The following is a 24,988-nucleotide window of genomic DNA, read 5'->3' as shown; positions in this document are numbered from 1 at the left end:
CCATTGGGGTGAAGCGATCAGAAGTAGTACGGGAATTTCAGGCTGAAGGAAAAGTCCGGCGCATCGTCCGTGATGCCGATGGACAGGTTGGGAACGATGGTCAGGTTGTCGCTGGCGGCGATGGTCATGCCGACGTTGAAGTAGCCGGCGTTGGCGTCACTGGACACCACAGACTCCCAATCCCCGCCATCCTGCTTGAGCTTGCTTTTGCGTTGCACCAGGTCAGACATCGAGAACGACATACTCATTTTTTCGTTCAGTGCAAACGCGATCCCCGCGCCAATCTGGAAGCTGTCCCCGATCCGCACCTTGCCCGGGACTTTCTGATTGACGGTGGCGCTGATGTCGTCGAAGGATTCTTCGAAGTTGTGGGTATAGGACAGGCTTCCGAACAGAACCGCCGGATCGTAAGTCTTGACCAGCGAGATACCGGGGCTGATCGACCAGACGCCGTTGCCGGTCGGCAAGGTGTCAGGCACGAACAGGTTGGTATTGGCGTCGCTCTGGCGCAGCTTGATCCCGAACGGGTCCTTGCCGGTCGGTGCCTTGACCCGGAAGGTGAACACCGCATCCGGGGTGTTGACCGATTCGTCCATGAATTTGTAGGCGATCCCGAAGTTGACATCGCCGAGCGTCGGATCCCGGGTGACGGTTTCTTCGCTGGTCACCCCCGCTGCACCGTTGTTGGCACCGCCGGACTGATACGTTGATTCGCGGTACACCACCGGTACGTTCAGGTCGAATTGCCAGCGATTGTCGAAGTTGTAGCGCCCGGTGAGGTCCAGCGTCCAGGTGTCGGCCTTGATTCGGTCCAGATTGATGTTGCCCAGAAAGATCGAGTCCAGTGCGAGGAAGCCGTTGAGGATCAGCTGTCGGGTGTCGTAACGCGAATAGGTCAGCCCGGTTTCGAGGCTGAACTTGCCGCCGCCGAAGAATCCGCTGGCCTCGTCATACAGGTTGGAAACACTCTGTGCCGGTTGAGAGTCATCGGCCAGTGATTGTCCATAGGAACTGCCGCTGCCTGCGGCGCCTCCTGAAGCCGCAGCCGCTCCCGTCCCGGTGGCCACTTGCGGGTTGCCTTTCATGTCGGCTGGCGACTTGGCCAGACGTTTAGGCGGTGCCGCCGCCGGTTGTTCCTCCACTTGGCGGACTCGTTGTTCGAGTACTGCCAAGGCCTTTTGTTGTACTTCGTATCGTTGCTTGAGCTCCATGAGTTGTTGCTTCAAAGCCTCCACGTCCGCATCGGACGCTGCTTGCAGCAGCGCCGACGGGAACAAAGTACTCAGACAAACAATCGCGCGCAGTGGTACTGACCGATACATGATAAGCCGTCCCCCATGAAGCCCGATGATCGAACATCAGCGTAGTTCAATATCCCAGGCTGCGAAGTGCCTTGAGTTGATTCAAATTGCAGTTGACTGCTCCGGCATTTCGGCCGTTGTTGTTAAGCACCACATTAAGTTGCGTCAGGTTATTGACCCTGTTGCTGTTGCCCAGAAGCCGGGTGTTCTGCACCAGCCCCCCCTGAGCCGCCTGTTGCATGGCCGTGCCTTGGTTGTTGTTGGCCTGGATCGCCATTTGCACGCCACCACCGGTGGCCGCCACTGCGACGTTACCGGCGGCATTGCTGTCGGTAATGGTTTGCCCGCTCGTCAGCACCTGCCCTTGGACGGGACTCGGCGCCGGCGCCTGGTTGGCCTCCTGGACGTTGATGGCGACATTGTTGTAGGCGGTATTGCCGTCACCAGCGGCGCGCACAGTTTGGGTGACTCCCTGGGTGGTGGTCAGTCCTGCGCCACCGATTACATTCCCGGTGCCCGATGGCGGCGTACTGCCGTTACCGGACTCTTTAATGGTCGACACGTAAAACTGCGGCTTTACGGTAGAGGCCTGGATCTGCATCAACGTCGTTGCGCCAATCAGGTCCCCACTGGCATTGCGCCAGGTACTGCTCATGACAATGCCGAAGCTGATGATCCGCCCTGGCATGACATAACGACCGCGTAGCTCGGCGAGCTCATGGTCCTTGAGTTCGATGGGTTTGAATCCTGCATTGGCATAGCCCGATGCGCTTGCTGCCAGGCAAGCGGCGGCCAGCCAGTATGAGGTTTTCATTTGCTGCTCCCGGGGCATCCGGCCCTCTCTATCATCAGTGGGCGATTAGAAGAAGTCGCTCTGAATGAAGCCAAAGTCCATCAATTCGGCATCTTTGACCGGGTTGAAAGTGTCCAGTTTGTTCTTGGCCGTCAGCGGTTCCGGAGGGCTGCGCAATGCATTGGTTTTGTCGTACCCGGGACCCACGATAGCGAAGACGATGCCGTTCCAGCCTTTGACAAAGTCATCATGGGAATAGCGTTTGTGCCCAAGCACCGGGTCGCCGATATAGACCCAGTTCTTGTCCGCCCGCTGCATCACCACGAAATGCTTGTAGCCGCGAATTTCCATCAGCACCACCACCGGAATGGTCACCGCTTCGAGTTTCTCGGGCGGTATCCGGTAGCCACGCGCGCGCATGCCGATTGCTTCGATGTAGCGCTTCATGTCCAGCATGGAGAAACCTTGAGTACGGACAAGGTTCTGATCAGCATTGACCAGCATGCCTTTGATGATGTGTTCCTCATCGACATCGAGCCAGTAAGCCTGGCGTAGCACCGTGGCCAGTGCGGCGGCGCCGCAGCTGAAGTCGGTTTTTTGTTCGACGATGTCGCTGAACTTGCGCTCACGCACGCTTTGCACCTGCTTGTAAACCAGCATGCCGCCCGGTAAGGCGGCCACCGGCATCTGTGCCGCCTGAGTCAGGCCGCACAGGCACAGCAGGGCGAAACATGCTGTCGTACGCATGATCGATACGCCTTTGGTGAACCGTGGAAAGAAAGCCCCGTTGCCGGGGCTTTCATTTCGATCGCGATTACATGCAGGCTCTGCAGCCGGCAGCAATGGACAGAGAGTTGCTTTGTTGGTTGCCCACACCCGCCGACACGTTGGCACCGCCGTTGCCGGAGAAGCTGTTCATCGAGTTGGTCATGGAGGCGTTGTTCACAACAGGGTTTTTCCAGCCGTCTGGAGTCAGCACTTGATGGGTGGTGACGCCAGCCAGATCGAAGGTGCCCACGGCGCTGAATTTGAACTTGTCATCGCCTCTGTGACCCCAGCCACTGTCGTCGATCGTCCCGGTGCCTTTGGCCTTGAAGGTGCCCGAGGACGTGGTGGTATCGGTGAGGGTGGTGGTGACGTGGGTCCGGTCAGCCTTGTTGTCGACATCCAGGCCGGTGGTGGATTGGTAAGCGTCAGCCGAGGCTGTTGCTACCCGGCCGCCAGACACGGCAATCGCCAGGTTGTTTTTCTGTTGGTTGAAGTTGCCGGCAGTCACGTTGATGCCAATGTTGCCGGAGCCGTTGTTGCCAGCATTGTTGAGCGTGGCGTTATTTTGAGTAGAGCGGTTTTTGACGTAGTTATTGGTGTTGTACTGATACGCGGTGGAGGTTGCCTCGGCAGAACCGAAGATGAAACTTTCATCAGCGGTAGCCAGCGCGGCGGCGTTGTCTTGTTGGTTGCCATCGCCACCCGCGACGTTGGCGCCCATGTTGCCGTTGGAACCGTTGAGCGAGTTGTCAGCCTCGGCGGTGTTGTTGGTGCCTTGGTTGAGTACCGAGTTGCCGCTGCTGTCCTGTGTATCCCCTACATAGGCGCTGGCGGCGGAGTCGATTGACAGTTGCTGTTCCCAGGTTGGGCCTTTGGGGCCGTGATGATGGTGGCCGTGACCACCGTCGTGATCGTTATCGTTGGCTTGCGCAGCCATCGCCATGACGGCTGCCAGGGCGAAGACGAGAGGCTTGAGAGCCATTGTGGGTTTCATGGTGTTTCTCCGTGCTTATTAGTTGGTTAAGTGTTGGTTACTTTCTAATCGCACTGCGTTCGGGTCAGTCAGCGACCCGTATGCTCAGGGTGTTAGCCATTCGGTTCCCCACCCCGGCACTCTGGTTCACCTGAATCACTCCTCGGCTGCCGGTGAAGGCCTGGTCGCTTGTCACGACCTGGCGACTGCCTTTTGAAGCGTCAGTTGCCCCTGAGCTTGGTAACAACGCCACGTTCTGTTGAGAAAGGGCGCTATCGTCGACGCTTTGCGGCGCAGCACTGATGCTGATGCGCATTGCGTTGGCCATCTGGTTATTGGCCCCGGCGCCCTGGTTGACACCCAGTGCACCGTTGCCTTGACTGAAAGAGTTGCCGCCGATGGTGGTCGTCGCGTTCATCGACGGGTTGGCGGGCGTGTCGAGTTTCTGGATGACACGAGTGGTCGCCGAGGCATCGGTGCCGATGGCGATAGCGCGGGTGTTGGCCTGTTGCTGTTGATCGCCGGAGGCCTGGTTGACGTTGAAGTTGCCGTTGTACCGGGCGCCGGAATCCAGGATGTTGGCGGTGTTGACCACCGGAACGCTGGAGTCGGCCATGGCGCCTGGGCTCACACTGGCACCGATGACCAGGGCGAGAAGGATCAGGGAGCGGCTCATGTCATTGACCTCCCGCCAGTCTGCCCAACGGCGCGAGGCCGGAACTCATGGCATGGTTGATCGTTCCCGAAATCGCGCCACCGCTACCGCCGCCGTGACCGGCGCTCATGCCGGGCATGCCATTGGGATTGGTCACGACATTGAGGCTGCCGGGTATATTGCCGTTCTGGTTGATGCTGTTGCTGATGGACGAACCGCTGGCCACGCTGGCGAACTCACCATCGCTCAGTTCGGTGCTGTTGAGTGTCGAGGTGACACGATCCGAAGGGTTGGCGTTGACAGTGGTCGGGTAGGGGTCTTTCTGGAACGGCGGCCTGCCGACGGTGTGGGGCTGTACATCACGGGTGAGTACGATGACGCCATTGCCTTCAGCCTGAACGTCAAAACTGAGGAGTGAGACGGTGGCACATCCGAGCAGCATCAAGCGCGTAAAGCCTTTACGAAAAGTCCCCACGACTGCGATTCCTTCTGTTGTGCGCTGGCCCTAATCAGCGTTGTGAAGGAGAGAGCGAAAGTCGTGCCGCTTTTTGACTGTTGTTTTGATTCAATAGGTTATCGATCAAGGGAAATGGATCCTTGATCGAGCTGTTTCAGGCCTGAGACAAAAGCGGGGGGCTATAACGGGGAAAAGGAGGCGCAACGCTCTGGATCCATAGCTTGCGTTGTGATGTATCAGCGCGTTAACACAGATCATGACGCAATGATGAATAGCGCTGAAACGGGCTGTTCGAGTGTAAAGGTATGTTTCACAAACGGACGCATTTGCAAAAATATCGCAACAAATGCTGGGGGGCTGTAGCAGCTGCTAAAGCCGAATTCAGAAACCTAGCAGCAGAGTGACGGCCTGCAACGCTTGGGCTCGGCGTTCTGCCCAGTCACCCTGGATCACTTGAACAGGTTGGCGATGCTGCTCCAGCCATGCCTGAGTCGCGTTGAAAAAAGCCCGGCGTTGATCCAGCTGCGGCTGACAGCGCTGACCATCGTCGGTCCAGTCGACGAGTTCAGGCGACAACAGCAAGTGCAAGTCGTAATGCCGGGCCAGCAGCGCTTGTTCGAGCCAGGCCGGGCAATCGCTAAACAGGGTCTGGCTCCAAAGCATGTTGCTCAGCAAGTGCGTGTCGAGAATCAGCAACGGTGGCGCAAGGGCGCGGGCATCATCTTCCCATTGCAACTGGCCGCGGGCGATCTCGGGGATATCCGCGAGGCAGGTGTCCCGTGCCTCCTGTTCAATGAACCAACGCACGTATTCGCCCACCAGAACGCCGCCGAATTGCTGTTGCAGCTCGGTGGCGAGCCAGCTCTTGCCGCTCGATTCGGGGCCCGTGAGCACCAGCACTTTCATGTGCGCAACGCCGGGTCGGCGCGCCACGTCCGCCAGCCTTGCACCGCCAGCAGGGCGAAAACCCCATAGAGGGCGGCGGTCAGGTACAGCTCTTTGTAGATGAACAGGCCGACGAAGATGACGTCCAGCGCGATCCACAGCGGCCAGCATTGCAGGCGTTTTTGCGCCATCCATAACTGTGCTACCAGGCTGAAACCGGTCAAGGCAGCGTCGAGCCAGGGCTGGGCGGCGTCGGTCCAGTGAGCCATCGCAGCCCCCAGCAGCAGGCTGCCGACCGCGCCCACGGCCAGACCGAGCGCGACGGATTTGCCATCGAGCACGCTGACATGCCGCCCGTCATGCGTCACGCCCGCGCGAGTCCACTGCCTCCAGCCGTAAAGCTGCAACGCGGCGTAGATCACTTGCAGCAACATGTCCGAATACAGCTTCACCTCGAAAAAGATCCAGCTATACAGCAGCACCATGACCAGACCGACCGGCCAGCACCAGGGGTTCTGCTTGACCGTCAGCCAGACGGCAATCACACCGAGGGCGGCGGCAAACAGTTCAAGCCCGGACATGGAGGATCCTTGGTGAAGACGAGTAGGGGGGCGGATTGTAGCGGCAGGCGCTGCCAAGTAGAACCGGCTTGCGCGGTCCGGTGTAGCAGCTGCCGAGCCTGCGAGGCTACGTTCGGTGTGGGCCGCATTCGGACGAAGCCGTCGTAAATTCTGCGCACACGGTCTATCTGGAACCGGCGTCGCCTGATTTCACGACTGCTGCGCAGCCGAACGCAGGCTGCGGCAGCTGCTACAAGTGATCAGACCCGAAACTGCTTGAGCAACCCGTTCAACTGTTCGCTCAATTCCTTGAGATGAACACTGGCCACGCTCGACTGCTCGGCCGCCAATGCCGTGCTGTGGGACAACCCGGCGGCCTGGGTGACGTTCTGATTGATGTCTTCCACCACATGCGCCTGCTGCAAGGTTGCACTGGCAATCGAGGCATTCAAGCCGTTGAGGTTGCGCAAGGCCTGGCCGATGGCATTCAGGCTGGCACCGGCCAGACCGGCCTGCTCGATGGTCAGTTGCGAGGCGCGGCTGCTGTCGCCAATCACCTTGACCGCCGCCTCGGAATGGCTTTGCAGGCGTTCGATCATCGACTGGATTTCTGCCGTCGACTTCTGGGTGCGCTGGGCCAGCAGGCGCACTTCATCGGCGACCACCGCAAACCCTCGACCTTGCTCACCGGCCCGGGCGGCTTCGATGGCGGCGTTGAGGGCCAGCAGGTTGGTTTGCTCGGCGATAGAGCGAATCACTTCCAGGACACTGCCGATTTGCGTGCTTTCGCCGGCCAGCGTACGAATCACTTCTACCGCTTGATCGATGGTCGAAGACAGCTTGTCGATCTGCTGCAGGCTGCCATCAATATTGATCTGTCCCTGCTGCGCCTGAGATTCGGCATCGCGCATTTCACTGGCCGCGTGTTCGGCGTTTTTCGCCACATCCTGCACGCCGTAGGTCACTTCGTTGATCGCGGTCGCCACCAGTTCCATTTGCTGGGACTGCTGCTGGCTGCGTTGCTGGGCTTGCACGGCGTCGTTGCCCAGTTCGCTGGAAGACTGGCCCAGCGCGCCGGCGGACACTTGCAATTGACTGATCACCAGGCGCAGCTTGGCGGTAAAGGCATTGAAGTGCCGGGCCAGTTGCGTGACTTCGTCCTGACCGTGGGTATCGAGGCTGCGGGTCAGGTCGCTTTCACCGCTGGCGATATTGGCCATGGCATTCACGGTTTCCTGCAACGGGCGCACGATGCTGCGGGCAATCATGATCACCAGCAGCGCCATGATCAGGGCAATCACCAGGCCGACGAAAGACGCCTTCCAGACCTGCGCATTAAACTCGGCCTGCATGTCGTCGATGTACACGCCCGAGCCGATCACCCAACCCCAGGGCTCGAACAGTTTGACGTAGGAGGTTTTTTCCACCGGCGCACTGGCGCCCGGTTTCGGCCAGCGGTAGTTGACCATGCCGGCGCCCTTGGCCTTGGCGATGGCGGCCATTTCGTTGAACAGTGCAAAACCGTCCGGGTCGCGGATCGTCGAGAGGTTCTGGCCTTCAAGTTTTGGATTGGTCGGGTGCATGACCATGACCGGCGTCAGGTCGTTGATCCAGAAATAGTCATTCTGGTCGTAGCGCAAACCACGCACGGCGGTCAGTGCCTGCTGTTGCGCGGCGGCGCGGGTGAGGGTGCCGGCGGTTTCCAGGCCGTGGTAGTAGGTCAGGATGCCACTGGCGGTCTGCACCACATGCTGGGTCTTCTGGGCCTTGGCCTGATAAAGGTCGTCGTGGATCTGTTTGAGCATCAACGCGCCCAACGTCAACAGCATCACCACGGCCACGATCAAGATAAGCCACAAGCGTCGGCTGATCGACACACTGCGCAAGCTGTTCATAACGCTGTTACTCCGTTTTCTTGTTCTTGTCATAAACGATCGCCAGCATCCAACCACACTGTGCCGATCGGAGCCTATACGACTCAGGTCCTATTACACGGCAGCGCAAATGAGGCTTGTCTGATAGGATTTCGGCCCCGCGCGGAAAAACCTGAGTCCAAGTCGATTTTTCACGGAATTTTTACGGTTTTGTGTGGATCTTGTGCGCGCGGGGTTTCAGCGCACGCTGATCGCGAATAACGCTCTACAAATTATTAACGGGGCATGCCTGGGGGCATGGCTTCTTGGGGGAACGATGGATCTTTGGACAGCCTTTCAGGCATTGATTTTAGGCGTTATAGAAGGGCTGACCGAGTTCTTGCCCATTTCCAGTACCGGGCACCAGATCATTGTGGCGGACTTGCTCAATTTCGGCGGTGAACGAGCGATGGCCTTCAACATCATCATTCAGCTCGGCGCGATCCTGGCGGTGGTCTGGGAGTTCCGTCGCAAGATCCTCGACGTGATCATCGGTTTGCCGACGCAGCCCAGCGCTCGACGCTTTACCGCGAACCTGTTGATCGCCTTCCTGCCGGCGGTGGTATTAGGGGTGATTTTTGCCGACCTGATCCACAAGTACCTGTTCAACCCGATCACCGTGGCCAGCGCATTGGTCGTGGGCGGGATCATCATGTTGTGGGCTGAGCGCCGGCAGCATGTCGTGCATGCCGAAAGCGTCGATGACATCACCTGGAAAGAAGCCCTGAAAGTCGGCTTCGCCCAGTGCCTGGCGATGATCCCGGGGACCTCACGTTCCGGTTCGACGATCATCGGCGGTTTGCTGTTCGGGTTGTCGCGCAAGACGGCTACTGAGTTTTCGTTTTTCCTCGCCATGCCAACCATGGTCGGCGCGGCAGTGTACTCGGGCTATAAATACCGCCACCTGTTTGTACCGGCTGATTTCCCGGTGTTCGCCATCGGCTTCGTCACCGCGTTTATCTTTGCAATGATCGCCGTCCGGGGGCTGCTCAAGTTCATCGCTAGCCACAGCTACGCGGCGTTCGCCTGGTACCGCATCGTGTTCGGCCTGGTGATCCTGGCGACCTGGCAGTTCGGTTGGGTCGACTGGACCGCGGCCAAGCCATGAGCGACGCCACCGCACGCAACAACCCCGGGCGCAAGTCCGGGGGAGCGATTCAAAACCTGCGGTTGAAATTGCTGGTGTTCGTTGCGCTGTGCGCAGTGCCGTTGTTTGGCTCGGTGTCGCTGTGGCTGCGCGGGGTGTCGGTGATTCCCCTGGCCGCCTATGGCGTCGTCAGCGTGCTGGCGTTTTTCCTGTACTGGGGCGACAAGTACAAGGCCCGCGCCGACAGCTGGCGTACGCCGGAGAACGTCTTGCACGCAGTGGAACTGGCGGGCGGTTGGCCGGGTGCCTTGCTGGCCCAGCAAGTGTTTCGGCACAAGACCCGCAAGGTTTCGTTTCAACTGGTGTTCTGGCTCATCGTGCTGATGCATCAGGTGTTCTGGATCGACCAGTTGTTTTTGGGTGCCCAGCTGTTCGCGCTGTTCTAAAGCTGTTTTAAAGCAGCAAGCCAACCTGTGTGCGTTTGGGCAACTTGCTCACCACCAGTTGGTGGGAGCGTTGCAGCAAGCCTTGCAGCTCCTCGGTGCCCAGCGGGTAGGGCGTGTCCATAATGATCCACTGCGCCCGGGCCAGATATGGCGCCGGGTGTATACCCGGTCGGTCGCAATGACCGAGGAACAGGTCCTTGTCGACCTTGAAAGCCAGGGACTGGCCCCGCAGGTTCTGCAAGGCGAACATCTTGCTCCCGGCAATCGAAAACACCCTCACGCCACCCCACTTGTAATCCTCCCGCGCGCCGGGCAGCGCCAGGCAGAATTGCGCGACATCCTCTTCGCTCATTGGTCTTGCCTTCATAACAGTCGGTCCCCACAGGCATTGAATGATTCGATCAAATGGTCGATCCAGGCGCGTACTGCCGGCATTACCCCGCGCCGATGAGGGTAGACCGCTTGCAGCCAGCCGCCCGGCAATGACCAGTCGGGCAGCAATTGCACCAGCGAGCCGCTTTCCAGTTCCTGCTCGCAGTACATCATCGGCAACACGGTGAAACCCAGCCCGGACAGGGTACACGCCTTGCGCACGAGAAAATCGTCGATGCCCAATCGGGCTTCGAATGTCATTTCACAGGCCTTGCCCTGCTGGTCGAGCATCCGCAGATGCACCAGCCGATCGGCTTCCAGTGCGCCCAATATCGGCACGTTTTTCAAGTCGTCCGGGGTCTTGATCTGCCGCTCGCGAAGAAACGCCGGGCTGGCGACCATGACAGTCTGCGCCTGACGTAAGCGGCGGGTGACCAGCAGTGGGTCTTCATCTCCCAGTTCCCGCACTCTCAAGGCGACATCGACGCCTTCGGTCACCAGGTCAACCCGGCGATTGAGCAGCAGCATCTCCAGCTGAACCTGCGGGAATTTCTCCAGGAACTTGCTGATCACCGACGGGAACATGTCGTGGGCCAACCCCACCGGGCAGGAAACCCGCAGTCTGCCGCGCGGTTCGCTGGACATGCTGGCCACTGCTTCGTCGGCCATCTCGGCCTCCAGCAGCATCGCCTGACAGTGCCGCAAGTAGCGCTCGCCCACGGCGGTCAGGTTGAGTTGGCGGGTGGTGCGTTGCAGCAGGCGCGCGCCAAGGCGTTCTTCCAGTTCGGCGATGCGTCGTGACAGCCGGGACTTGGGAATCCCGAGCAAACGCCCGGCCGCCGCGAAGCCGCCGGCGTCGACCACCTTGGCGAAGTAGTAGAGGTCGTTGAGATCTTGCATGCTTTAAATCCAACTGTTCTATCGGTGGGACGAACTATCGCATTATTGCCATCTAATCAGCTATTGGTTTCGTCGGTAGGATTGTCTCCATCAGATCGCCGGGTGGCGATCCTCACCTTGGAGATCCCACATGAAATTACTGCATATCGATTCGAGCATTCTGGGTGACAACTCGGCTTCCCGTCAGTTGAGCGGTGAAGTCGTCAAAGCCTGGCAAGCCGCCGAGCCTGGCGTTGTGGTGACTTACCGCGACCTGGCCGCCGATGCCATCAGCCATTTTTCCGCCGCCACGCTGGTCGCCGCTGGCACCGCCGCTGAGCTACGCAATGCCGCGCAACAGCATGAAGCCGATTTGGGTGCGCAGGCCCTGGCCGAATTCCTCGCCGCCGATGCCGTCGTGATTGCAGCGCCGATGTACAACTTCACCATCCCGACCCAACTCAAGGCCTGGATCGACCGCATCGCCGTAGCCGGCCAGACTTTCCGCTACACCGAAGCCGGCCCTGAAGGCCTGTGCGGCGGCAAGAAAGTGGTGATCGTTTCGACGGCTGGCGGTTTGCACGCTGGCCAACCGACCGGCACTGCTCACGAAGAGTACTTGAAGGTGATGTTCGGCTTCCTCGGTATCACCGACATCGAGTTCGTCCGCGCCCATGGCCTGGCCTACGGTGATGAAGTACGCAACAAAGCCATGAGCGACGCTCAGGCGCAAATCAGCGAACAATTGTTCGCCGCCGCGTAAGGCTTGCGTAAAGACGTCAAACGACGCAGGCAATACCCCTGAAACTCTGTATTCTGGTCATCGTGATGGCCAGGTACAGAGTTTTTTGTTTCTGGCGGCGATCAGTTTCTGGCCCAGGTTATGCAGTCGAGGGTTAATATCTGCGGTCAGGTAATAAGGTGGGGCATCCCATGGTGCGTCTTTGTGCAACATTACTGATTTGCCTGTTCGGCAGCCTGAATTCAGTGCACGCCGCGCCTGTGCTGTTTCCTCACTGGAGCGTCGGTTTCCATGAGATGACATTCCTCGACCCGCTGGACTTGCAGCCGATGCGCGCCATCGCCTTTTATCCGTCCAGTGAGAGGGAGCACTCCAGCAAGCTCGAGGGTTACACGGTCGAAGCCGGTGAAGACACCAAAGTCGCTATCGGACGCTTCCCGATGCTGATGCTGTCCCATGGCAACACCGGAACCCCGCTGGCGCTGCACGATCTGGCCACCTCGCTGGCACGCAAGGGGTTTGTGGTGGTGGCGGTGATCCATCCCGGCGACAACTCCAAAGACCACAGCCGCCTCGGCACCTTGAGCAATCTTTACGGGCGGCCGATCCAGATTTCCGAAGCCATTACCGCGACCCTGGGCGACCGTATGCTTGCGCCCTTCGTCAATGCCGATCAGGTTGGGGTGATCGGCTATTCGGCGGGCGGTGAGACCGCGTTGATCTTGTCCGGCGCCACTCCGGACCTGGACCGTCTGCGCCGTTATTGCCATGAGCGCCCGGACGATCATGATGCCTGCAACACGCAAGGTGAATTGATCGTCGACCGCGATGACTTGCAGCCAGTGCCAGACCCGCGAGTGCATGCCTTGTTGCTGATGGCGCCACTGAGCCTGAAGTTCGGCCGTCATACCCTGGCCGATGTGCATGTGCCGGTGCTTCTATACAGCGGCGATGGCGACAAGCTGGTGGCGTTCGACAAAAACGCCGCAGCGCTGGCGCGCAAACTGCCGACTGCACCGGATTTCAAATTGCTGGCCGGGGCAGGGCACTTCGTGTTCCTGGCACCGTGCAACGAAGAACAAATCGCCACCATGCCGGCGCTGTGCACCGACGCCGACGGCGTCGACCGCAAGGACATTCACCGCAACCTGATCTCTGAAGCCGGCCGTTTCTTCTCCCATGCCCTGGGCAAACCAAGCCGGGCCGGCATGCAAACCGCGGATCAATAAATCAATCCTGGCCGATGGCGCGGTGTTTCAGTAACAAGGTCAAACCGAGTCCAGTCACGGACAACAACGCCGCACTAAAGAAAATCCACGAATATCCCAGGTTCAATGCCACCGCACCCATCAGCGGCCCGGCAATCGCCAGTGCCAGATCGAAAAACACCGCATAAGCACTCAAACCCGCCCCGCGACTGGAATTGGGCACCTGCTTGATCGCTTCCACCCCCAGCGCCGGATAGACCAGCGACAGACCGAACCCGGTCAAGCCTGCGCCGATCAAGGCGTAAACGGTCGAGGGCGCCAGCCACAACAGGATCAGCCCCAAGGTTTCAATGCTCATGCAGGCAATGGCCGAGGTGAAGCCGCCGAAACGGCTGATGCTGGAAATGAACAACAGCCGCGACAGAATAAAACACACCCCAAACACCGTCAGGCAGTAAGCCGCACCCGTCCAGCTACGACTGGCGTAATACAGGGTAATAAAAGTGGTGAGCGTGCCGTAGCCGATAGACGCCAGGCTCAGGCTCGCGCCGAAAGGGGCAATGCGCCCGAATACCGCCCAAAACGGCAGCCGCTCGCCGCGAATCACTGGCACCGAGGGTTTGTTGCGGATCAACAGCAGTGCCAACAGGGCCAGTAACGACAGCACGATCCCGAGGCTGGCGAAGCCCAATTCAGCCACCATCACCACGCCCAACGGTGCGCCGATGGCGATGGCGCCATACGAGGCAATCCCATTCCAGGAAATCGACTGCGCTGCGTGTTCGGCACCGACTTTGCCCAAGCACCAACTGACGGTGCCGACCGCGATCAACCCTTGGGCAATCCCCAGCAACAACCGGCCGGCGATCAGGATGATCAGGCTCAACAAAGGGAAACTTTGCAGCAGGGTCGATATCAGCGTCAGTACGCCGCTCAACACAATCCCCGAAAACCCGTAAACAATCGCCCGTTTGGTGCCGACGCTGTCTGACAAGCGCCCGGCCATCGGACGGCTGAGCAGGGTGGCCAGGTATTGCGAACCGATGGTCAGCCCCGCAACGATGGCGCTGAACCCCAACTGTTCATGCACATACCCCGGCAACACGGCAATCGGCAGGCCGATGCAGAGGAAGGCAATAAAGCTATAGAAAACGATGGAAACGATCTGCAGGGTGATCGCCATGGAGCTTTGCGGGGGCAGTTGCTGCACAGACATGAGAGCTCGTTCGCGGGCGGCGGTAGGAGAACTGCATCATGGCGCGGGCGTGAAATAAAAGAAAGCAGGCTAACGATGTGGATGACAGATCGGCAGTAAGTGGATCAATCTGAAATGCAAAAAGCCCCGTCACCAGGACGGGGCTTTCCATTTGCAGCCAGAAGCCGCCTTACATCAACACACCCTGACTACGCAGGTAGTCGTCATAGGTGCCGCTGAAGTCGATCACGCCATCGGCGCTCAACTCGATGATACGGGTGGCCAGGGACGATACGAACTCACGGTCGTGGCTGACGAAAATCAGCGTGCCCGGGTAGTTCTCCAGCGCCAGGTTCAGCGCCTCGATGGATTCCATGTCCAAGTGGTTGGTCGGTTCGTCCATTACCAGCACGTTCGGCTTTTGCAGGATCAGCTTGCCGAACAGCATGCGACCTTGCTCACCACCGGAGATGACCTTGACCGACTTGAGGATCTCGTCGTTGGAGAACAGCATGCGCCCGAGGGTGCCGCGAACCAGTTGCTCGCCGCCCTGGGTCCATTGGCCCATCCAGTCGAACAGGTTGCAGTCGTCTTCGAAGTCGTGCGCGTGGTCCTGGGCGTAGTAGCCCAACTCGGCGGCGTCGGTCCATTTTACGGTGCCGGCGTCCGGGGTCAGTTCGTTGACCAGGGTGCGCAGCAGGGTGGTTTTACCGATACCGTTCGGGCCGATGATCGCCACGCGCTCGCCGGCTTCAACGGTGAAGCTGAAGTCCTTGAACAGGGTCTTGCCATCGAAGCCTTTGGCCATGCGCTCGACGATGACCGCCTGACGGTGCAGCTTTTTGGTCTGCTCGAAACGAATGAACGGGCTGACACGGCTCGAAGGTTTGACTTCGGCCAGCTGGATTTTGTCGATCTGCTTGGCGCGGGAAGTTGCCTGCTTGGCTTTCGAGGCGTTGGCCGAGAAGCGGCTGACGAACGATTGCAGTTCCGAGATCTGCGCTTTCTTCTTGGCGTTGTCCGACAGCAACTGCTCGCGGGACTGGGTCGCCACGGTCATGTACTCGTCGTAGTTGCCTGGGAACAGGCGCAGCTCGCCGTAATCCAGGTCAGCCATGTGGGTGCACACGCTGTTCAGGAAGTGACGGTCGTGGGAGATGATGATCATCAGGCTGGAGCGCTGGGTCAGCACGTTTTCCAGCCAGCGGATGGTGTTGATGTCCAAGTGGTTGGTCGGTTCGTCGAGCAACAGCACTTCAGGATCGGAGAACAGCGCCTGCGCCAGCAACACGCGCAGTTTCCAGCCCGGCGACACTTCGCTCATCGGGCCGAAGTGCTGCTCGATGCCGATACCCAGGCCCAGCAACAGCTCGCCGGCACGGGACTCGGCGGTGTAGCCGTCCATTTCGGCGAATTCGGTTTCCAGCTCGGCCACGGCCATGCCGTCTTCTTCGGTCATTTCCGGCAGCGAGTAGATGCGATCGCGCTCGGCCTTGACCTTCCACAGCTCTTCGTGACCCATGATCACGGTGTCGATCACGGTGAATTCTTCGTAGGCGAACTGGTCTTGACGCAACTTACCCAGGCGCACGTTCGGCTCAAGCATGACCTGGCCGCCGGACGGCTCGAGATCGCCACCGAGGATTTTCATGAAGGTCGACTTGCCGCAACCGTTGGCGCCGATCAGGCCGTAGCGGTTGCCCGCGCCGAATTTGACCGAAACGTTTTCGAATAGCGGCTTGGCGCCGAACTGCATCGTGATGTTAGCTGTGGAGATCAATTACTTTACCTATCAATGGGTTGCGAGCTGCGCATTTTGGCGCTTGGGCCATACCTGGGGCGTTTTGGAGTTTCTCCATCTCTCCCCAGTCACCGCTAGACTTCAACCGGCGCGCATAAGTCGAGAGCAGCATCTGGACGCTTGTCCAAGCTGTTGGGCAATAAAGGCGGGATTCATGCCAGACATTCTGCATATTGTCGCATAAGTGTGACGGCAGTTGTACGGCGCGCGATAACGTGTCGCGAGCTTCTTCAGGTTGGCCCCGCTGCTTGGGTCTACCTGAGGGGATGGTTCATCCTGGTGGGTGGCGAAACGCTGCGCAAATCCTTGATTACACGCCAATGTTATTTTTGTTCAGCGTTGTGTTAGGGACACCGGGCGCTGCTCTGGGTAAAGTCGGCAGCGCTTGCCCGGCCAGGTGTGTTTCAGAAGGATTGCTGAATGGCCAGCACTTGGTCAGGGTGGGCACCTATCCGGATTCGCCTCTGCGGGTGGGACGATATAGCTGATCGGTAATTGTTCCCGAAAAAATAGTCTCTACCGGCCCGATGAGAAAGACCGGGCCCACGCCATCCCATTGAACCGTTACGGTGCCGCCATCACATTCAACCTCAACGGAATGGTCTAATAAACCACGACGAATTCCGCTGACTGCGGCGCCACAAGAGCAAGAACCTGAACCAAGCGGAATACCACCCCAGCGCTCCCAAATGCGCAACCGAATGTGTTGTCGGTTAATGATCTGGACAAAATGCACGTTCGTCCTGAGGGGAAACAGTGGGTTGGTTTCAATGGTCGGTCCGAGGGTCGCTATATCAATGGCTGACAGATCATCCACAAAATAGGTGCAGTGAGGATTGCCCATGCTGCAAGCTGCCGGGCCACCAGCCAGTGGCAAAACAGCAGTATCCAGTTCCTGAGCCAGGGGAATATCCGACCAGCCGAAAAGCGGCTCGCCCATGTTGACCGAAATTGCGCCGGCTGAAGTTCGTTCGCAAGTGAGTAGGCCACGGTTGGTTCGCAGCGCTATCGAAGTCATATTGGATTCGCGCATCAGCATGTCCGCGGCCCCCCGCGTTGCGCTGCCACAAGCATCCAGCGTGGAGCCATCTGCATTCCAAAACATCAAGCGGGCATCGGCATCATCGCAATCAAGCACTGCTGCGAGTTGATTGAATCCGACGCCTCGGTTCCGATCACCCATTCGCCGAGCCAAACTACTTGTCACTGGATTGGCCGAGTTTCGCGAGTCCACAATGACGAAGTCATCGCCATTGGCGTGCATCTTGTGAAAACTCAGCGGCATACATTGATCCTGGTGACGAGGCATGGAGTGAATTGACGTTTTAGGGCGATCTAGCCCCATTCGCATAGCCTTTACAAGCTGTGGTCGGGTAAAGATCAATAGATCGCAGCCTTCGGCAGCTCCAATGGGGCTGCCGTGCGACAAACTGGCGATCGTTCGGGTCGAGACTCAGAGCAAGTAGCCCGCTGCTTGTCCGAGGTGATTGTCCTGTACGCCAGTGATCAGGTGCAGTGGAATGTGCTGTTGCTCATCAATGCATGTGATTTCGAAACTGCCCACTATTTGAGGGTGTCGCTCACTCAGCCCGGTCGACTCTTCTTCCCTTGCCTTAGCCATTCTCGCGTGGTTCGCTGCGATTTCGTTGAGAGTTGACACGTTACATCTCCCGGTGACTGACCAAGCGTATCGCTGGAGTCCTTAAACGTTAATGTGAATGCCGCCGCGTCAGAATTACGTCGTTCTGGGGCTGCTACCGCCGGCATGTGCAAACCCTAAGCCAGACATTGACGCGTATTCCGCGCCACGCTTTCCATACGACGAATGGTGTCGCGCGATGTTCAGATAGGTTCGATCAGTCCAGGGCCATCGTTGTGCACATTGCCCACGGCTTGATCAACCTTGAACCACTCGAATGTCTCGGCCGGCTCGCCCTGCGACAGTACTATCTGCTCGGCTCGCTCTTTCGGCGTGGCCGGATCCAGCCATTCCCGGGCCAGTTCGGCATTCAGCGTCACCGGCTGCCGATCATGAACATCCACCATGCCGCCCTTGCTGTCGGCAGTGATGATCACGAAGCCGTCATGTTCGTCCGGCTGATGTTCGTACCTCGGATATTGACCGATCGCCGCGCACAGGATCGGTGCGCGATCCTTGCGGCGGATGAGGTAGGGCTGCTTCTTCGGGCCGCCCTCGTAAACCCATTCAAACCAGTTATCGATGGCAACGATCGCCCGGTGCGGCCATATGGCTTTGAAGAATGGGCCGTGACTGACTTTCTCAACCCTGGCATTGATCGGCATAGGGTGTTCTTCGGACCAATGCGGCCGCCAGCCCCAGCGAACCCTGTCGGCGTGCAGTACGTCGCCTTCTTGGTGGAAGAGGGCGAGTTGAGTCGTCGGTGCGGCGTTGTAGAGCTCGAATGGCTGATCGCCGGCATTGTTGACCAAGGCGTTGGGCATGCTCAGCGCCTTGACGAAGTCGTGAATGCCTCGGTACTGCGAAAGTCGTCCGCACATGGCTGAGCCCTCATGCTTACATCTGAGCTTAGACGATCCTTTGAACTAATAGGGCGTTAAAGCCGCGTGGCGTTTTGGTACGTATGAGTAGACACATTTTCACAGTTGAAGGTTAACTATTGGTTACAAAGTATGGCTAAAATGACATCTTTCGCCCCCATGTCGATTGTCGGCATGGCTCAAGAACGCGCCATCGGGACGCACTTTGTTCATTTCAGACGTGTGACGATTTCCGTGAAACTCATTATTGCCGCTATCTATGTCATCTCCATCGCGTATGTCCACTTGCGCGGTAAGGTGCGCCACAAACTAGGCCGCCAACTAAGCGACCACTCGACTTTTCTGGCGCCGATCAATTGCTTCCTTTATATGTTCTCGAAAATCCCCAATCGGCCTTATCTCAATCCCGCGGACTTTCCTGACTTGAGCCCATTGCAGGCTCATTGGGAAGAGATTCGCGCCGAAGGCCAGAACCTGCTCAAGGCTGGGGAGATCAAGCGCTCGAATCAATACGATGACGTCGGTTTCAATTCGTTTTTCAAAAGTGGCTGGAAGCGTTTCTATCTCAAGTGGTATGGCGACAGTCACCCGTCGGCCGCGAAGCTCTGCCCGCGTACTACTGAACTGGTGCAAAGCATTGGCTCGATCAAGGCAGCGATGTTTGCCGAACTGCCACCGGGTTCCAAACTGGTCCGCCACCGTGATCCGTATGCCGGCTCGTACCGTTATCACCTGGGGCTGGAAACGCCGAACGATGCCGGTTGCTACATCAACGTCGACGGTGAGAGCTACCATTGGCGTGACGGCGAAGCGGTGATGTTCGATGAAACGTTCATTCATTACGCTGAAAACAGCACCCAGCAGAACCGCATCATCCTGTTCTGCGACGTCGAACGGCCGATGAAGTATCGCTGGGCGGCGGCGTTCAACCGCTGGTTCAGCCGCACAGTGATGGCGGCGGCGGGGGCACCGAACGATGCGGGTGACAAGACCGGTGCTATCAACCGTTTGTTTGCCAAAATCTACACGGTTCGCCTGCGCGGCAAAGCACTCAAAAAGCGTAACCGCGCTCGCTATTACCTGGAGAAGTGGGCGATTTTTGGCGGGTTGCTGGCGATTTTTGTGCTGATCTGAGTTTTGCTTTGCGGCGCATTTAGTCATTGCAAGCAGGCCAGTATTTTCACCGCATAACGTATGGGCACTCCACTAACCGATCAGCCACGAGAACGCTTCGTGGCTTTTTTATCTGTGCTCGCTTTGGCTTTTTCTGCCGTTTTACCGGCATTCCTGGCACCGAGGCTGCGCTTGAGCAGTTCAGTCAGATCGATGACATCCGCGGTCCTGCGTTCCTCCTCACCCGTAGCGGTTTCGACGATTTCGATCTTGCCTTCATTCGCCTTCTGCTCAACCAGCGCCATGATCTTGTCTTCAAAGCTGTCGCGGTACTCTTCGGGCGTCCAGTCGGCGCTCATGTCCTCCACCAACCGTTTGGCCATCTCCAGCTCGCCTTTGGCCAGGTCCGGCTTGGTCACTTCACTGCCCAACTCCAATTGATCCAGGCTGCGCACTTCGGCCGGCCAGCGCAGCATCACCAGAACCAGGGCCGACTCCAGCGGCATGACGGCCGCCAGGTGCTGGCGGGTATGCAACACCACGCGGGCGAGGGCGACCTTGCCGGTTTTGCTGAGGGTTTCGCGTAACAGCGCATAGACCTTGCCGCCGCGTTTGTCCGGCGCCAAGTAATAGGGTGTGTCGATGTTTTGCAGGGGGATCTGCTTGCTGTCGACAAAGGCAAAAATGTCGATGGTTTGGGTCGACAGTGGATGGGCCGAGCGAATGTCCTCTTCGCTGAGCACCACGTAACGACCCTTTTCGTACTCGACCCCTTTGACGATGTGTGCCTGGGTGACCTCCTTGCCAGTGACCTTATTGACGCGTTTATAGCCCACCGGCTCCATGCTGCGACTGTCGAGCCAGTTGAAATCGATCCCGTGGGAAGACGTCGCCGAGACCAGCGCCACGGGGATGTGCACCAGACCGAAACTGATTGCGCCTTTCCAGATTGCCCGTGCCATCGTCGTGTTCTCGTCAGCCCATTGATGTTCAGGTGACCTGTTGCCCGGAGGAAAGTTTCAGTCGGCTGCGACCCGCTTTTGCGGGCTGATCGACGGTGCAGTCAACTGGTGTTACATCTTCTGAAGGAGGTTTTAGTTAACAAATCCGAACCCCGGGCGTAGCGTGGCTCTATTCATCCATGAAGCGTTGCACGCGCTTTTAGAGAGGTTTCCATGAACCGATGTGTGTTCGGTGTCATCGCACTGGCGTTGAGTGGCGTGCTAAGCAGCCTGGCCCTGGCCGATGCCGCCGCGCCGCCATCCTCGCCCTTGCTGCTGGCCCAGAACCTGCCGGGCAGCACCAATAACAATCCTTACAACAACCCGATCCGCCGGGCCAATCCCAACAGCATGCAAGGCACGCGACCCGGCATCCCGGTGATCCGCGGGCCGAGTACGGCGCCTGCGCCGCGACCACCGACCCTGGAGAACGGCGGTATCGGCAACCGTTATCCGCAGGATCGCCAGACTCCCGCCAGCCCACCGACATTCATACCCAATCCGCCTCATCGGGACGCAGACACCAGCAACCGTTGAACGGTAGGACAGAGGTCTTACCAGCCATTTTGACGACAAAAGGAATCGTGCATGTTGCGTAAGACCCTCCTGACCACACTATTTACCGGCGTACTGTTCACCAACTCGCCCGTGTTTGCTGCGCCTGCCCAGGAATTGAAAAGTGAGGAGGGCATCCTTGAGGTCACGCCAATCGTTAAAGGTCTGGAGCATCCCTGGGCGCTGGCGTTCCTGCCCGGTCGCCAAGGGATGCTGGTGACCGAACGGCCGGGCAACCTGCGGGTGGTCAGTGCCGATGGCAAACTTTCGAGTCCGCTCAGCGGTGTGCCTCAGGTCTGGGCCAAGGGGCAGGGCGGGTTGCTCGATGTGGTGTTGTCGCCCGACTTCAAGCTAGACCGCATGGTCTATCTGTCTTATGCCGAAGGCGGCGGTGAGGGCGGCAAGGCGGGTACGGCGGTCGGTCGCGGACGGTTGTCGGAAGACCTGACGGTCCTCAAGGATTTCAATGTGATCTTCCGCCAGGAGCCCAAGCTTTCGGTTGGCAATCACTTCGGCTCCCGTCTGGTGTTCGACCGCGACGGTTATCTGTTCATCACTCTGGGCGAGAACAACGATCGACCCACGGCGCAGGACCTCGACAAGCTGCAAGGCAAGGTCGTGCGGATCTATCCGGACGGCAAGGTGCCGAAGGACAACCCCTTCGTCGGGCAAAAAGGCGTTCGCCCGGAAATCTGGTCCTACGGCCATCGCAACCCGCAAGGCGCGGCGCTCAACCCCTGGAGCGGCACGCTCTGGGAAAATGAGCACGGCCCCCGGGGCGGTGACGAAGTCAACATCATCGAGCGCGGCAAGAACTATGGCTGGCCGATAGCAACCCACGGCATCAACTATTCCGGCCTGCCGATCCCGGAAGCCAAGGGCAAAATCGTCGAGGGTACCGTGGGCCCACAGCATGTCTGGGAAAAATCCCCCGGTCTCAGCGGCATGGCGTTCTACGATGGCGATCGCTTCAAGGCTTGGCAGCACAACGTGTTTATCGGCGCGCTGGTGGGCCAGGAGCTGATCCGCCTGCAGTTCGACGGCGATAAGGTTGTTCACGAAGAGCGGCTGCTGGGTGAGCTGAACAAACGGATTCGCGATGTGCGGCAGGGGCCGGATGGTTATCTGTATGTACTAACCGATGAAGACGATGGTGCGTTGTATAAGGTTGGGTTGAAGTAAACAGACTCGCACAACCTTTGTAGCAGGTGGCGTAGCCTGCGTTCGGCAGCTGCTACAGGACGTGTTTCTCCAGTCGCAGTGCGTCGGCATGGTCCTGGTAATAGTCTTGAATCAGCCCGAATCGCCGATAACCGTTGCGCTCGTACAGAGCGATTGCCATCGGGTTGTCGATGCGTACTTCAAGTCGCAGGTAGGCGCAATCGTGCTCAAGGGCGCAGGCTTCGGCGCGTTCGAGCAATTGCTTGCCCAGCCCACTGCCGCGAGCATCAACGGCGATCGCAATCGAATACAGACGTGCCCGTGAAGTACCCCGGTGAAATAACACCAGCGCATACCCCACCAATCGCTCGCCACGTTGGGCCACCAGCAGTTGCCCGTGAGCCCGGCTGATCATCCATCGAAAACTGCGCCGGTTGAGCCGGTCGGTGGTGAAGCATTGCTGTTCGAGTGCCAACAGTGCTGGAAGGTCTTCAATGACCGCCAGGCGAAAAACAGGATTCATATGACCGCCGTAAAAGTTGCGTAACGAAACGGGACTTTCGAAAAAGTTCGTGCTTAATAGGAAAGGTCTTGTTCTCCAACGGATAAATCACTATGTCAGCGGTACAAGGTCATTGGCGCGAAGTATCCGAACAAACTTTGCCGACGGCAATAACTTCTGCAAACTATTTAAATGCCTCGATCAGAACTTCCAGTCCGTTGATGATAATCGTCGAACGCAAGGAAGACTGGACCTCCTACTTTCCCAGTGAAGACATCGTCACCGCCCAGGAATACCTCGAACAGACCCGCAACAACGAGCAGGGCAAACGGGTTCAGGTGATCAACCTGTGCCGCAGTTACAAGTACCTCGGGCACGGCTATTACTGCTCGCTGCTGGCCGAAGCACGGGGGCACAAGGTGATTCCGTCGGTGCGGACCATCAGCGAACTGACCCGAAAGTCCCTGTATGGCCTGGCCTTGGACGATCTGGATAAAACCCTGGAAAAAGCCTTAAGTCATCATGTTTACAGCGACACCGAAGGTTTCACCTTGACCCTGTACTTCGGCCAGACCTCAATCGAGCCATTACAGGAATTGGCTCGACAGTTATTCGAGGTTTTCCCTTGTCCAATATTGTTAGTTGAATTTCGTCGAACTAACGGTTGGCACATCGAAGGTGTAAAGTTCGGCACCCTGCATAAGTTGCGTGAAGATCAGGAAGATCAGTTTGCAAACGCGCTGGATAGTTTCAGTCGCAAGATCTGGCGCCTGCCACGCTCTCGGCGCTTGGCCCGTTATGACTTGGCCATTCTGCACGACCCGCAAGAAGCATTGCCGCCCTCCAACCCCAAGGCTCTGGACAACTTTGTCAGGGTCGGCAAGATGCTGGGCATCGACGTTGAGCTGATCGAACGCAAGGACTACGCCCGAATCGCCGAATACGACGGGCTGTTGATACGCGAGACGACAAGCGTCGACAACCACACCTACCGTTTCGCGAAAAAAGCCGAGAGTGAAGGCCTGGTGGTGATGGACGATCCGGCGTCGATCCTGCGCTGCACCAACAAGGTTTACCTGACTGACTTGCTCAAGAGCCATCAACTGGGCATGCCGGCCACTGAAATCCTCTACAAGGAGCGACCGGAAGACTTTGAGCGGGTAGGCGAGCGACTGGGGTTTCCTTTGGTGTTGAAAATCCCCGACGGCTGTTTCTCAAGGGGCGTGATCAAGGTCGAAAGCCAGCAAGCCTTGCTCAAGGCCACTGCCGAACTGTTCGAACACTCGGTGTTGCTGCTGGCTCAGGAATTCTTCTACACCGAGTACGACTGGCGCATTGGTGTGCTCAACCGCAAACCAATTTTTGCCTGCCAGTACTTTATGTCCAAGGGCCACTGGCAGATCTACAACCATAAGGCCAAAGGCCAAGACATCAACGGCGAATGCCGCACCCTGGCGGTTCACGAAGCGCCGCGAGCGGTGGTCGAACTGGCGGTGAAAACCGCGAATCTCATTGGCGACGGACTCTATGGCGTCGACCTCAAACAGTCCGGCGACAAAGTGGTGGTGATCGAAGTCAACGACAACCCGAACATCGACGCCGGCATCGAAGACGCGTACCTGCAGGACGATCTGTACACGCTGGTGCTGGAAGAGTTCGTCCGGCGGCTGGAGCTCAAACGCCGTGGTCAGGCTTGGTGAGCCCCCGCACCACCAGATACAACAACGGCCCGACAGACACGAAAATCGCCGTCACCAGCAAATAAGGAACCACCGACAACCCTGACCGCCCACGCTTGCGTGCATCCCGGTACATCCAGATACCGGCAAGCGTTGCCAACAGGTACAAATCAATGACCACCTGCGCGGTATCGGGCCGTGACATCAGGCTGATACCGAAGTCGAGCAGCGACTGTTCGGCTTGCAGCATCACCGAAACGGTATAGCCGGCGAAAGCGATCAGGGCAACGAGGGGCAGGGCGACAGACTTCATGGTTTCCTTCCTTGGGACGATGAGCAGAATCGCCAGCCTACAGAGCTCGTTGAAAATTGGCCATTGACTTGCCATCAGCGGCCGGCTAATTTCCAGCCATGACTTCCAC

The 24,988-nt window shown here is 58.4% G+C and carries 26 protein-coding genes and 2 pseudogenes; 8 read left to right on the top strand and 20 right to left on the bottom strand.

What is annotated here, in order from left to right; genetic code table 11:
* Positions 1–17: 17 nt before the first annotated feature.
* From AF70_RS06035 to AF70_RS05995, 9 genes are all read right to left on the bottom strand, one after another.
* Positions 18–1,322: a hypothetical protein gene (locus AF70_RS06035; protein WP_028940512.1), complete on the bottom strand. Its 1,305-nt coding sequence runs from the start codon at positions 1,320–1,322 to the stop codon at positions 18–20.
* A 46-nt stretch (positions 1,323–1,368) separates the two neighbouring features.
* Positions 1,369–2,115 carry a hypothetical protein gene (locus tag AF70_RS06030; protein ID WP_028940513.1) on the bottom strand — a complete coding sequence of 249 codons (747 nt, stop codon included), beginning with the start codon at positions 2,113–2,115 and terminating at the stop codon, positions 1,369–1,371.
* Between the two features lie 45 nt (positions 2,116–2,160).
* Positions 2,161–2,841, bottom strand: coding sequence for a C39 family peptidase (locus tag AF70_RS06025; RefSeq protein WP_019579214.1), 681 nt, complete (start codon positions 2,839–2,841; stop codon positions 2,161–2,163).
* Between the two features lie 67 nt (positions 2,842–2,908).
* Positions 2,909–3,856: a hypothetical protein gene (locus tag AF70_RS06020; protein ID WP_028940514.1), complete on the bottom strand. Its 948-nt coding sequence runs from the start codon at positions 3,854–3,856 to the stop codon at positions 2,909–2,911.
* Between the two features lie 64 nt (positions 3,857–3,920).
* Positions 3,921–4,511, bottom strand: coding sequence for a hypothetical protein (locus AF70_RS06015; protein ID WP_019579212.1), 591 nt, complete (start codon positions 4,509–4,511; stop codon positions 3,921–3,923).
* Position 4,512: 1 nt separating this feature from the next.
* Positions 4,513–4,965, bottom strand: coding sequence for a hypothetical protein (locus tag AF70_RS06010; RefSeq protein ID WP_028940515.1), 453 nt, complete (start codon positions 4,963–4,965; stop codon positions 4,513–4,515).
* Positions 4,966–5,328: 363 nt separating this feature from the next.
* Positions 5,329–5,853, bottom strand: coding sequence for an AAA family ATPase (locus AF70_RS06005; RefSeq protein ID WP_028940516.1), 525 nt, complete (start codon positions 5,851–5,853; stop codon positions 5,329–5,331).
* Positions 5,850–6,413 carry a nicotinamide riboside transporter PnuC gene (pnuC, locus tag AF70_RS06000; RefSeq protein WP_028940517.1) on the bottom strand — a complete coding sequence of 188 codons (564 nt, stop codon included), beginning with the start codon at positions 6,411–6,413 and terminating at the stop codon, positions 5,850–5,852. Before pnuC ends, AF70_RS06005 begins: the two co-directional genes overlap by 4 nt.
* Positions 6,414–6,652: 239 nt before the next feature.
* A complete protein-coding gene (locus AF70_RS05995) occupies positions 6,653–8,287 on the bottom strand; it encodes a methyl-accepting chemotaxis protein (RefSeq protein ID WP_028940518.1) in 1,635 nt (544 codons plus the stop codon).
* A gap of 295 nt (positions 8,288–8,582) precedes the next feature.
* Between AF70_RS05995 and AF70_RS05990 the strand changes: the two genes are divergently transcribed.
* A complete protein-coding gene (locus tag AF70_RS05990; RefSeq protein WP_019579207.1) occupies positions 8,583–9,413 on the top strand; it encodes an undecaprenyl-diphosphate phosphatase in 831 nt (276 codons plus the stop codon).
* Positions 9,410–9,838, top strand: a complete 429-nt coding sequence (locus AF70_RS05985) for a DUF1294 domain-containing protein (RefSeq protein WP_019579206.1) — start codon at positions 9,410–9,412, stop codon at positions 9,836–9,838. Before AF70_RS05990 ends, AF70_RS05985 begins: the two co-directional genes overlap by 4 nt.
* 7 nt (positions 9,839–9,845) lie before the next feature.
* Here AF70_RS05985 and AF70_RS05980 read toward each other — a convergent pair whose 3' ends face one another.
* Together AF70_RS05980 and AF70_RS05975 are read right to left on the bottom strand one after the other, a co-directional pair.
* A complete protein-coding gene (locus AF70_RS05980; protein WP_028940519.1) occupies positions 9,846–10,205 on the bottom strand; it encodes an MmcQ/YjbR family DNA-binding protein in 360 nt (119 codons plus the stop codon).
* Positions 10,202–11,110, bottom strand: a complete 909-nt coding sequence (locus AF70_RS05975) for a LysR substrate-binding domain-containing protein (protein WP_028940520.1) — start codon at positions 11,108–11,110, stop codon at positions 10,202–10,204. The genes AF70_RS05980 and AF70_RS05975 overlap by 4 nt, the downstream gene beginning before the upstream one ends.
* Before the next feature lie 130 nt (positions 11,111–11,240).
* On the opposite strand from AF70_RS05975, the gene AF70_RS05970 reads away from it, so the two are divergent.
* Entirely contained in the window at positions 11,241–11,852 is a 612-nt protein-coding gene (locus AF70_RS05970; RefSeq protein ID WP_019579089.1) for an FMN-dependent NADH-azoreductase, read from the top strand.
* A 170-nt stretch (positions 11,853–12,022) separates the two neighbouring features.
* Entirely contained in the window at positions 12,023–13,060 is a 1,038-nt protein-coding gene (locus AF70_RS05965) for a dienelactone hydrolase (protein ID WP_019579088.1), read from the top strand.
* A gap of 1 nt (position 13,061) precedes the next feature.
* Here AF70_RS05965 and AF70_RS05960 read toward each other — a convergent pair whose 3' ends face one another.
* The 6 genes and pseudogenes from AF70_RS05960 to AF70_RS05940 form a co-directional block, all read right to left on the bottom strand.
* On the bottom strand, positions 13,062–14,255 hold the full coding sequence (locus AF70_RS05960) for an MFS transporter (RefSeq protein WP_028940521.1): 1,194 nt from the start codon (positions 14,253–14,255) through the stop codon (positions 13,062–13,064).
* 169 nt (positions 14,256–14,424) lie between these two features.
* Positions 14,425–16,014 carry an ABC-F family ATPase gene (locus AF70_RS05955; RefSeq protein ID WP_026286413.1) on the bottom strand — a complete coding sequence of 530 codons (1,590 nt, stop codon included), beginning with the start codon at positions 16,012–16,014 and terminating at the stop codon, positions 14,425–14,427.
* Positions 15,998–16,269, bottom strand: a pseudogene (locus tag AF70_RS29770) (hypothetical protein); the annotation flags it as partial. The gene AF70_RS05955 and the pseudogene AF70_RS29770, both read right to left, overlap by 17 nt.
* A 214-nt stretch (positions 16,270–16,483) precedes the next feature.
* Positions 16,484–17,320, bottom strand: a complete 837-nt coding sequence (dapF, locus tag AF70_RS05945) for a diaminopimelate epimerase (RefSeq protein ID WP_019579086.1) — start codon at positions 17,318–17,320, stop codon at positions 16,484–16,486.
* Between the two features lie 168 nt (positions 17,321–17,488).
* Complete coding sequence (locus tag AF70_RS30025) at positions 17,489–17,695, bottom strand: hypothetical protein (protein ID WP_019579085.1); 207 nt, start codon at positions 17,693–17,695, stop codon at positions 17,489–17,491.
* Between the two features lie 182 nt (positions 17,696–17,877).
* Positions 17,878–18,555, bottom strand: a complete 678-nt coding sequence (locus tag AF70_RS05940) for an SOS response-associated peptidase family protein (protein WP_028940522.1) — start codon at positions 18,553–18,555, stop codon at positions 17,878–17,880.
* 234 nt (positions 18,556–18,789) lie between these two features.
* On the opposite strand from AF70_RS05940, the gene lpxO reads away from it, so the two are divergent.
* Entirely contained in the window at positions 18,790–19,689 is a 900-nt protein-coding gene (gene lpxO / locus AF70_RS05935) for a lipid A hydroxylase LpxO (RefSeq protein ID WP_026331667.1), read from the top strand.
* Positions 19,690–19,769: 80 nt separating this feature from the next.
* On the opposite strand, the gene AF70_RS05930 is transcribed toward lpxO, so the two are convergent.
* A complete protein-coding gene (locus AF70_RS05930; RefSeq protein ID WP_028940523.1) occupies positions 19,770–20,630 on the bottom strand; it encodes a Ku protein in 861 nt (286 codons plus the stop codon).
* Between the two features lie 213 nt (positions 20,631–20,843).
* Here AF70_RS05930 and AF70_RS05925 point away from each other — a divergent pair, with 213 nt between their 5' ends.
* Complete coding sequence (locus AF70_RS05925) at positions 20,844–21,206, top strand: hypothetical protein (RefSeq protein ID WP_026331666.1); 363 nt, start codon at positions 20,844–20,846, stop codon at positions 21,204–21,206.
* A gap of 51 nt (positions 21,207–21,257) precedes the next feature.
* Positions 21,258–22,406 (top strand): PQQ-dependent sugar dehydrogenase, encoded by a 1,149-nt coding sequence (locus AF70_RS05920; RefSeq protein ID WP_028940524.1) that lies wholly within the window; start codon positions 21,258–21,260, stop codon positions 22,404–22,406.
* 55 nt (positions 22,407–22,461) lie between these two features.
* Here the strand turns inward: AF70_RS05920 and rimI are convergent.
* Positions 22,462–22,908, bottom strand: a pseudogene (rimI, locus tag AF70_RS05915) (ribosomal protein S18-alanine N-acetyltransferase); the annotation flags it as partial.
* A 200-nt stretch (positions 22,909–23,108) separates the two neighbouring features.
* Here rimI and AF70_RS05910 point away from each other — a divergent pair.
* On the top strand, positions 23,109–24,587 hold the full coding sequence (locus AF70_RS05910) for a RimK family protein (protein ID WP_169342465.1): 1,479 nt from the start codon (positions 23,109–23,111) through the stop codon (positions 24,585–24,587).
* Here AF70_RS05910 and AF70_RS05905 read toward each other — a convergent pair.
* Positions 24,562–24,879 (bottom strand): DUF2834 domain-containing protein, encoded by a 318-nt coding sequence (locus AF70_RS05905; protein ID WP_019579077.1) that lies wholly within the window; start codon positions 24,877–24,879, stop codon positions 24,562–24,564. The genes AF70_RS05910 and AF70_RS05905 overlap by 26 nt on opposite strands.
* Positions 24,880–24,988 lie beyond the last annotated feature (109 nt).

The sequence above is a fragment of the Pseudomonas sp. KD5 genome (assembly GCF_012932895.1).
Lineage (GTDB): Bacteria > Pseudomonadota > Gammaproteobacteria > Pseudomonadales > Pseudomonadaceae > Aquipseudomonas.
The sequence above is the reverse complement of the archived record's forward strand: the minus strand, read 5'-3'. Positions and strand labels throughout refer to the sequence as shown.

Excerpts from the sequence above, each read along its gene's own strand:
- AF70_RS06035 (WP_028940512.1), bottom strand. The coding sequence starts at position 1,322 with ATGTATCGGTCAGTACCACTGCGCGCGATTGTTTGTCTGAGTACTTTG.
- AF70_RS06030 (WP_028940513.1), bottom strand. The coding sequence starts at position 2,115 with ATGAAAACCTCATACTGGCTGGCCGCCGCTTGCCTGGCAGCAAGCGCA.
- AF70_RS06025 (WP_019579214.1), bottom strand. The coding sequence starts at position 2,841 with ATGCGTACGACAGCATGTTTCGCCCTGCTGTGCCTGTGCGGCCTGACT.
- AF70_RS06020 (WP_028940514.1), bottom strand. The coding sequence starts at position 3,856 with ATGAAACCCACAATGGCTCTCAAGCCTCTCGTCTTCGCCCTGGCAGCC.
- AF70_RS06015 (WP_019579212.1), bottom strand. The coding sequence starts at position 4,511 with ATGAGCCGCTCCCTGATCCTTCTCGCCCTGGTCATCGGTGCCAGTGTG.
- AF70_RS06005 (WP_028940516.1), bottom strand. The coding sequence starts at position 5,853 with ATGAAAGTGCTGGTGCTCACGGGCCCCGAATCGAGCGGCAAGAGCTGG.
- pnuC (WP_028940517.1), bottom strand. The coding sequence starts at position 6,413 with ATGTCCGGGCTTGAACTGTTTGCCGCCGCCCTCGGTGTGATTGCCGTC.
- AF70_RS05995 (WP_028940518.1), bottom strand. The coding sequence starts at position 8,287 with ATGAACAGCTTGCGCAGTGTGTCGATCAGCCGACGCTTGTGGCTTATC.
- AF70_RS05990 (WP_019579207.1), top strand. The coding sequence starts at position 8,583 with ATGGATCTTTGGACAGCCTTTCAGGCATTGATTTTAGGCGTTATAGAA.
- AF70_RS05985 (WP_019579206.1), top strand. The coding sequence starts at position 9,410 with ATGAGCGACGCCACCGCACGCAACAACCCCGGGCGCAAGTCCGGGGGA.
- AF70_RS05980 (WP_028940519.1), bottom strand. The coding sequence starts at position 10,205 with ATGAAGGCAAGACCAATGAGCGAAGAGGATGTCGCGCAATTCTGCCTG.
- AF70_RS05975 (WP_028940520.1), bottom strand. The coding sequence starts at position 11,110 with ATGCAAGATCTCAACGACCTCTACTACTTCGCCAAGGTGGTCGACGCC.
- AF70_RS05970 (WP_019579089.1), top strand. The coding sequence starts at position 11,241 with ATGAAATTACTGCATATCGATTCGAGCATTCTGGGTGACAACTCGGCT.
- AF70_RS05965 (WP_019579088.1), top strand. The coding sequence starts at position 12,023 with ATGGTGCGTCTTTGTGCAACATTACTGATTTGCCTGTTCGGCAGCCTG.
- AF70_RS05960 (WP_028940521.1), bottom strand. The coding sequence starts at position 14,255 with ATGTCTGTGCAGCAACTGCCCCCGCAAAGCTCCATGGCGATCACCCTG.
- dapF (WP_019579086.1), bottom strand. The coding sequence starts at position 17,320 with ATGCCGCTGAGTTTTCACAAGATGCACGCCAATGGCGATGACTTCGTC.
- AF70_RS05940 (WP_028940522.1), bottom strand. The coding sequence starts at position 18,555 with ATGTGCGGACGACTTTCGCAGTACCGAGGCATTCACGACTTCGTCAAG.
- AF70_RS05930 (WP_028940523.1), bottom strand. The coding sequence starts at position 20,630 with ATGGCACGGGCAATCTGGAAAGGCGCAATCAGTTTCGGTCTGGTGCAC.
- AF70_RS05925 (WP_026331666.1), top strand. The coding sequence starts at position 20,844 with ATGAACCGATGTGTGTTCGGTGTCATCGCACTGGCGTTGAGTGGCGTG.
- AF70_RS05920 (WP_028940524.1), top strand. The coding sequence starts at position 21,258 with ATGTTGCGTAAGACCCTCCTGACCACACTATTTACCGGCGTACTGTTC.
- AF70_RS05910 (WP_169342465.1), top strand. The coding sequence starts at position 23,109 with ATGATAATCGTCGAACGCAAGGAAGACTGGACCTCCTACTTTCCCAGT.
- AF70_RS05905 (WP_019579077.1), bottom strand. The coding sequence starts at position 24,879 with ATGAAGTCTGTCGCCCTGCCCCTCGTTGCCCTGATCGCTTTCGCCGGC.